The 7,019-nt window shown below is 32.9% G+C and carries 8 protein-coding genes; 3 read left to right on the top strand and 5 right to left on the bottom strand.

Translation table 11 applies throughout. The features are described from left to right. Positions 1-117 precede the first annotated feature (117 nt). Both DMP16_RS06835 and DMP16_RS06830 read right to left on the bottom strand, forming a co-directional pair. Entirely contained in the window at positions 118-777 is a 660-nt protein-coding gene (locus DMP16_RS06835) for a DUF2250 domain-containing protein (RefSeq protein WP_069283918.1), read from the bottom strand. After that, complete coding sequence (locus tag DMP16_RS06830) at positions 767-1,369, bottom strand: alpha/beta hydrolase (protein WP_069283919.1); 603 nt, start codon at positions 1,367-1,369, stop codon at positions 767-769. Before DMP16_RS06830 ends, DMP16_RS06835 begins: the two co-directional genes overlap by 11 nt. A gap of 154 nt (positions 1,370-1,523) precedes the next feature. Here DMP16_RS06830 and DMP16_RS06825 point away from each other — a divergent pair, with 154 nt between their 5' ends. Together DMP16_RS06825 and DMP16_RS06820 are read left to right on the top strand one after the other, a co-directional pair. Continuing rightward, positions 1,524-2,753: an FAD/NAD(P)-binding oxidoreductase gene (locus DMP16_RS06825; protein ID WP_069283920.1), complete on the top strand. Its 1,230-nt coding sequence runs from the start codon at positions 1,524-1,526 to the stop codon at positions 2,751-2,753. 8 nt (positions 2,754-2,761) lie between these two features. Beyond that, positions 2,762-3,622 (top strand): DUF1641 domain-containing protein, encoded by an 861-nt coding sequence (locus tag DMP16_RS06820; protein ID WP_083216389.1) that lies wholly within the window; start codon positions 2,762-2,764, stop codon positions 3,620-3,622. Here DMP16_RS06820 and DMP16_RS06815 read toward each other — a convergent pair. Together DMP16_RS06815 and ppcA are read right to left on the bottom strand one after the other, a co-directional pair. Beyond that, positions 3,612-4,421: an ATPase gene (locus DMP16_RS06815; RefSeq protein WP_069283921.1), complete on the bottom strand. Its 810-nt coding sequence runs from the start codon at positions 4,419-4,421 to the stop codon at positions 3,612-3,614. The genes DMP16_RS06820 and DMP16_RS06815 overlap by 11 nt on opposite strands. Next, on the bottom strand, positions 4,418-5,953 hold the full coding sequence (gene ppcA, locus DMP16_RS06810) for a phosphoenolpyruvate carboxylase (protein WP_069283922.1): 1,536 nt from the start codon (positions 5,951-5,953) through the stop codon (positions 4,418-4,420). The genes DMP16_RS06815 and ppcA overlap by 4 nt, the downstream gene beginning before the upstream one ends. Positions 5,954-6,034: 81 nt before the next feature. On the opposite strand from ppcA, the gene DMP16_RS06805 reads away from it, so the two are divergent. Next, positions 6,035-6,481 (top strand): peroxiredoxin, encoded by a 447-nt coding sequence (locus DMP16_RS06805; protein ID WP_069283923.1) that lies wholly within the window; start codon positions 6,035-6,037, stop codon positions 6,479-6,481. A gap of 24 nt (positions 6,482-6,505) precedes the next feature. Here DMP16_RS06805 and DMP16_RS06800 read toward each other — a convergent pair. Further along, a partial coding sequence (locus DMP16_RS06800; RefSeq protein WP_143577010.1) for an NAD(P)H-hydrate dehydratase occupies positions 6,506-7,019 on the bottom strand: 514 nt, incomplete at its 5' end.

The raw sequence follows: 7,019 nt of genomic DNA, 5'->3' as shown, positions 1-7,019 counted from the left end.
GTTGTGAGGAGAAAATTAAGCGAGTTAGTAGATAAGATAGTTTCGGAAAACTTCGATATCATAGTAAATCAATCTATTTATAAGTCAATTAATGATACAATCGACAAGGTTAAGCGTTTACTTGGGTAAGATACCTTTTCTTTTCATTTCTCTCACAACTAACTCTCCCATCCTAGTCAATCCATAGTATTTATGATGAGTTCTAGTTTCTTTCTTAGGTTTTGCTTTTCTTTCTCCAAATTTTATGATTTTGGAGTTTTTCTCTTCAATAAGACCAATTCTGATTAATTCCTCGATTTTTTGAATAGTATCTTCTAATCTTTTATGTAATAACTTAGCATAAGTTAATGCATGATCTGCATTAAGCTCTTCAGCATACCTTAAAAGATTTAAGGCAAAATTGTCATCTCTTAGTATATCGATATATGTCTCAATTATCGTTTTCTCATCGGTCAAATATCTTAATAGATGATCTCCTTCTCTAGTTAAAGTGTAATAAGTGTGATGTTTATGAACTTCTGAACTTAGCTTAAACTTTGCTTCAGTATTCTTCAGTGTAGCGCCATGGACTCTTTCGACTAAGCCTAATTTCTCTAAATCATCAAGAAGTTTCATTATACTTTCTAAGTTTATTTTTGTATTTAACATAATTGATTTTCCATAATCAATATTTGCCTTCTTTAAATGTTCTAAAATAGTCAAGTATCTTACATCATTTTTTAAAAGTATTTTAAGTTTCTCTTTAAGCTGTAATATCTCTTGATTTTCATTTACCATTTTTTAATCCCTTTAGAAACTCGACTACAGTGTTATTGAACCCTTCAGGATTATCTAGATAACATGCATGATTCCTGCCTATGATTTTTAGCTTTGCATTTTTAAGTTTCTTTAGAAGAAGTTCATAGTTAGATTTTGGAGATATTGTATCATTTGAACCCCATACAAGAAGAACAGGTATTTCAGAGATCTTATCTAAACTATTCTCGTAATTTTTTACCCCAACTGCTCCTACCAGTATAAGGGAAGAGACTAGATTCGGATAGTCAACCGAAAAGCCTAATACGGCTTCGCCTCCCATGGAAGCTCCCAATAAATTAGCCTTATCGATTTCTAGGCTATCCATAAATGTTTTTATGAATTCAGTGAGCTTTAACCCTTGTACATTCTCTGACTTTCCGAAACCTGGAAAGTCCACAGAGATTGCCCTAAAACCGTTATCGCTTATAGATTTGATTGTACCAGTTTCGTGCCATGTATAAGCATTAAACCTTGCTCCATGAAACAGGAGTACGGGATCACCGTTACCTTCCTCTATGAAGTGTATCCTCTTTCCTTTTATCTCGACATATTTATCTTTTAATTGATACATATCATAATCTCTTCTGTTTGAAAAGTTATAAGCTTTTTTACGTTTTAAATAATTAGAAATAAATAAACAGATAAGCATTAAAGCTAAATCATTAATTTAGTTAATTTGAAGATAATTATATAAACTATGAATCTAAATATTAAAAAGGATAAACATGACTAAGATACTGGTATTAGGAGCTAGATTCGGTGGTTTAACATCTTCATACACATTAAGGAGACTAATAGGAAGTAAGGCGGAAATAAAAGTTATAAACAATTCAAGATTCACGTATTTCCGACCAGCGTTACCTCATGTAGCTGTAGGCGTAATGGATGAGGAGGATGTTAGAATAGACCTAACTAAAGCATTACCAGAAAAGGGAATAAGGTTCCAGCAGGGAACAGTTGAGAAAATTGACGCTGATAGCGGTTTAGTTTATTATACTAAACCTGATGGTAATAAAGCGGAAGAAGATTATGACTATTTGATAATTGGATTAGGCGCACATCTATCTACTGAGATAGTTAAGGGATGGGATACATACGGTTATAGTGTATGCGAAATAGATTACGCTTTGAAATTGAGAGAAAGACTTAAGGATTTTAAAGGTGGAACGATAGCAATAGGCTCTGGATATTTCTATCAAGGTAAGAATCCAAAGCCTAAAGTGCCAGAGAATTATGTTCCTTTAGCCGATGCAGCATGTGAAGGTCCAGTATTCGAAATGAGCTTAATGCTTAGCGGTTACTTTAAAAAAAGAGGATTAGCTAATAAGGTGAAATTTGTAATATTCTCTCCTGGCGAGTATTTATCCGATTTGTCCACTACCTCTAGGAAGATAGTAAGAGAGATGTATAAGCAAATGGGAATTGAGCTAGTAGATAATTTCAAAATTAAGGAAATAAGAGAGAACGAGATATTAGACGAGTCTGGAAAGACTATTAAGGCTGATTTAACTATCTTAATACCGCCTTATACGGGTAACATGGCGTTAAAGAATTCCACAAAGGATCTAATTGATGATGGTGGATTTGTGCCAACAGATATGAACATGGTTTCAATAAAGTATGACAATATTTATGCTGTTGGAGATTCCAATTCGATTACAGTTCCAAAGTTAGGATATTTGGCAGTTAAAACTGCAAATATTGCAGCTCAACATTTAGCTAGAAGGTTAGGAGTTGATATAAAAGTTGATAGCTATTATCCCACTATCGTATGTGTTGCTGATAATCCATTTGAAGGTTTTGGTGTTGCAGTGAAGGATGATACATGGTATAAGGGTAATACGTCAATTGCTGATCCATCTCCGATAAATCATTTAAAGAAGGAGCTATTTACAAAATATTTCATGTGGACTAAAGGGGATATGGCATTAGAAAAGTTCCTAGCGAGTTGGTGAATTTTTAGATGACCGAGAATATAATAGAATTAGATTCTTTATTAGCTAATGAAAAACTAAACGTTACTAATAAAGTCTTAGAAGTAATGATAGATATTGACAAATTAGGCCTAGTAGATTTAGTAAAAGGTATATTAGAAGATGAAAAAACGTTTGGGAAAATAGTCAGTATGATAACATCAGATGAGATGTTGAATTTCTTTTTAAATTCTGGTAAATTGTTGAATGTATTAAATAAACTTTTACTCGATGATGAAAACTTAGACGTCATTCTTCAATTGGTTGATGTTGCAAATAAGGCAAAGAAAATAGGTTTAATTGATTTATTACAAGGCATCTTAAGCGATGAGAAATACTTGGGTAAAATCATAAACGGAATTGTTAATGATAATCTTTTAAACATTGTTTCAAGATGGGATTCCATATTAGCCTTAGCAAATAATTTGACTACAGAAGATATGCTAAATACTATAAATACTATATTAAGTCTAATGGAGGATCTTAACAAGGTTGGGATTCTAGACGTGATAAGAGGAATTATTAAAGACGAGAATACTTTAGGGAACATTATAAATGGATTGGTTAATGATTTTACACTTAACTTGCTAAATAATTGGAAGGAAATAGCTAATGATTTATCTAAAATTGACCTTCGTAACTTTAAATATTACACTTGGCTAGTATCAGCTACTGGAGAAGCGTTAAAAGTAGAAAATGTTCAACCGGTAACCAGCTTGTGGGAACTGTATAGGCTCTTTCGTGATAAGGATGTTCAAAGAGGATTAGGTGTAGTAGTATCAGTCTTAAGACACATAGGTAAGGTTTATGAGCCAGAAAAAGGACTTGCCTATCAAGATATCAAGATTTAAGAGTCCAGTCTAATATTTCCTCCTTAGCGATACTTTCGCCTATGTCTATCTCAAAACTTTTCTCTATTTTTAGATATTTAATTAAACTTGATACTTTTACATTCCATGGAGGAATTGAGTATAAAGATAGTGCCTTTTTAAATTCGTCACCCTTAACTAAAAACGCTTTAGCAGGCGATACTATGAATACATAATCAACATCAGCAGACCTATTTGTGGGTGAAGATGAGTCATTGTAACTTTCAATTATCACATTTTCATTCTCTTTGAAAGTGATTTCTACACAAACATCTATGTTATATGGAGAAGAATCTATAAGTTGCCTTAAGCTATTGGAGGATCTAGCGTTAAATTTTAAGGATAAGTTATTTATGAAGCGTAATAAAGGTTTAGGTGAATATAGTTCTGCGTTAGAGTTGACAAAATAGCTGTCTATACCAGTTATACAATCGCTGAATCGAATTAAATATGGAAATCCATAATCCATCATTAGGTTATATAAAGATACGTTAAACCCTAACTTTTCTAAGTCTATTGGAATGAAAAGAACGGCAAACGGATTTATTTTTCTAATGTCCTTTTTAGTTTCGTCATAATATTTTAACGCATCATTGCCAGCTAGAGCACCTAATTCCTCACTTCTTATCAGAGTGTTAAAACTGTACCAAGCATTATGTCCTGCCATAGGCTTTAAGGGAAATAGCTCAATGCCTACTTGACGAAACAATCTTATTAGAGATAATGAAAAAGTTGTCTTTCCAGAGTCATTTGGTAATAAACCATTAACTAATATTCTCATCCCAAAGATCTTCTAATTAATGCCATTTCATATAAGTATTTCTTTGATTCTTGATGAATTTTCTCTCTTAAAGACAGTAAAAATAGAGAAGATAAAAGGATGTGTTTTCTACTTTCATAATCAGAACCTCCTACTTTAATTCCTAAAACATCTTGAGCATAATTAACGTCTTTTTTGATCTCATCTATTATTTCATTATTCACGTTCCATATTGATTTAATTAATTCAAATGAATCCCAATTGAAGAATCTAGCAGCTCTTTCGATATCGTGTTTAAAGTATACGTAATTCCTCTTAAAGGTTTCCCACTCTTCTTCACTCAAATTATCTAAGGCTGAGATTCCAATTATCTCTGGAGGTATTCCTATAGAATAAAGTGAGCCCACGAAAGAAATTGCTCTAGGAAGTGTAACTTTACCAGTACTTCTCGAGTATCCAAACAAACCTATGTGAAGCTTTCTGGCTCTTCTCCTTGGTAATAATAATGCAACATCATTAATAGGCTTAGCTAGATTTTCTATTATCGGCTGATATCTTTGTGTAAATAGTGTTGAAATTTTCACTAATATCCTTTCCTCTTCTTCACTTAGCTTATCTGGCATAGCAATTTTAGAGTTATTTATGTAATCAATTGCTTTTTTACTCTCCTCTAAGTCATAATCGTATTTGAAGGCAGATTGGATTGTGAAAGTATAAATTCCCTTATACTCCCTAAGTACGTATTCATAATTTCTTGGTGATAAATGTCCTCTAAAGGGTAGTGAACCAACTCCAATGATAGGATAGATGCTTAGATTGAGGGAGTCAGACAGTTTATACAACTTACTTAAGGCTATTTTTACAGATAATACTGCTGGAATCATTCCATAATTCATAGCAGGGTCTGATCTTGCTAAGAAAACTCTAATATATTTTGGTCTAATTACCTTATAAAATCCCGCTATAATCTTATCAATATTTTGCATCGAATCGATATCTTCTACTAATGGAATTACTTCTATCGTTTTAGGATAAATGTCACCTACTAAATCCCTTACTCTTATTCCATCATAAAGCTCTATATCTTCTTCATTAGCTACGGCTTTCTCATAGTACTTTACTACACTTATCAGCTCTAAAGCGTCAGTAGTCATGGGGAGAATTACCTCAAAAACGGGTACTGTAATACCATTTCCATAGAATTTTTTTGCTAAATCATAAGTTATAGGAATGCTTTCCATTGTCTCAGCAAATACTTTTCTATCTGCTCCTTCAACTCTTGGATTAGGCAGCCTATAGGTTAAAAATACATCTTTTCCGAGTATGTGTTCTCTAAAATAATCGGTGTAATTAGTTAGTAATTTTCTTACTACATGAGTATCCACGTCTTTTCCTTCAGCATCCCACATTACTTCGTGAACTCCATACATACTATACGCTAAATATGCTTCCTTAACCTCGTCTTCCCCTTCTATTATTTCGCTTCTAGCCCACTCTGGTACTTTAGCGTTATCAGGATGTTGTGTAGACATAGTACGCGGTATTAGTCTCATTTGTTCAAGAACTTTTCCGTCTTCAGTTAAAAACTTTCTTAATCTAAATCTTTTTAAGGAATCTGAATCCTACTTAAAATCATGAAACCCGGAGAAGATGCTCCAGACTTTGAAGCCGATTCAACAATAGGTAAGATAAAGTTATCTAATTTCAGAGGTAAAAAGGTTATATTATATTTCTATCCTAAATCGTTTACAAGTGGCTGTACGAGAGAATTACAGAGATTTGTACAACTCTATTCAGAGTTTAAGAATTTAAACGCGGAAATTATAGGTGTTAGCGTAGATAAGATAGATACTCAAAGAAAATTCGCTGAAAAATATGGTGCAACTTTTCCTATTGTGGCTGACGATAATAAGATGATAACTCAAATGTATGGAGTGTTAAATGATAAAGGAACAAGTGCGCAAAGGGTTACATTCATAATAGACGAATCCGGGAAGATAATAGAAATCTTAAGAAACCTTAAGAGAGCAGAAGAACATGCTGATAAGTCTTTAGAAATTATAAAGAAATCTAAGGGTTAGAAAGTTTTCCCTTAAATACCTTTTTTATTCTAGTATTCTTTTATAAACCTTCTTCTTGAACGCTTCTAACGGATTATTTATAACATTAGGTATCTCATTTACTATGTCAGTAGGTGCTAGATGGGCACCTAATTTATTATAGGCTAACGTACCAGCAAAACTATTTATAAATACTCCTAAGTAAGCTGCGATAAATGGTTCAATTCTTTGAGCCATTAGAGTTCCTACTATTCCGGTCAACGTATCTCCACTACCACCTACTGTCATTCCAGGATTGCCGGTCTTATTTAACTTAAACCTCTTTCCATCACTGATTATATCAATATAACCTTTCAATAATACAGTGCATTTACACTTCTCAGCATTTCTAACAACTTGATTTATCCGCTCTCTCATATTAATACTAGGTTCCTCCCCAAAGAATATTTTGAACTCTCCAGCATGCGGAGTAATAACAACCTTATTATATAGTTCATATCCTTTTATAGCTTTTAGAGCATCCGCATCGATTACTGCAGTTTTGTTTTTTTCTCTCAAA

It is taken from the genome of Sulfolobus sp. B1, assembly GCF_007050195.1.
GTDB lineage: Archaea > Thermoproteota > Thermoprotei_A > Sulfolobales > Sulfolobaceae > Saccharolobus.
Note: the sequence above shows the minus strand (reverse complement) of the source record. Positions and strands in the feature narration are given on the sequence as shown.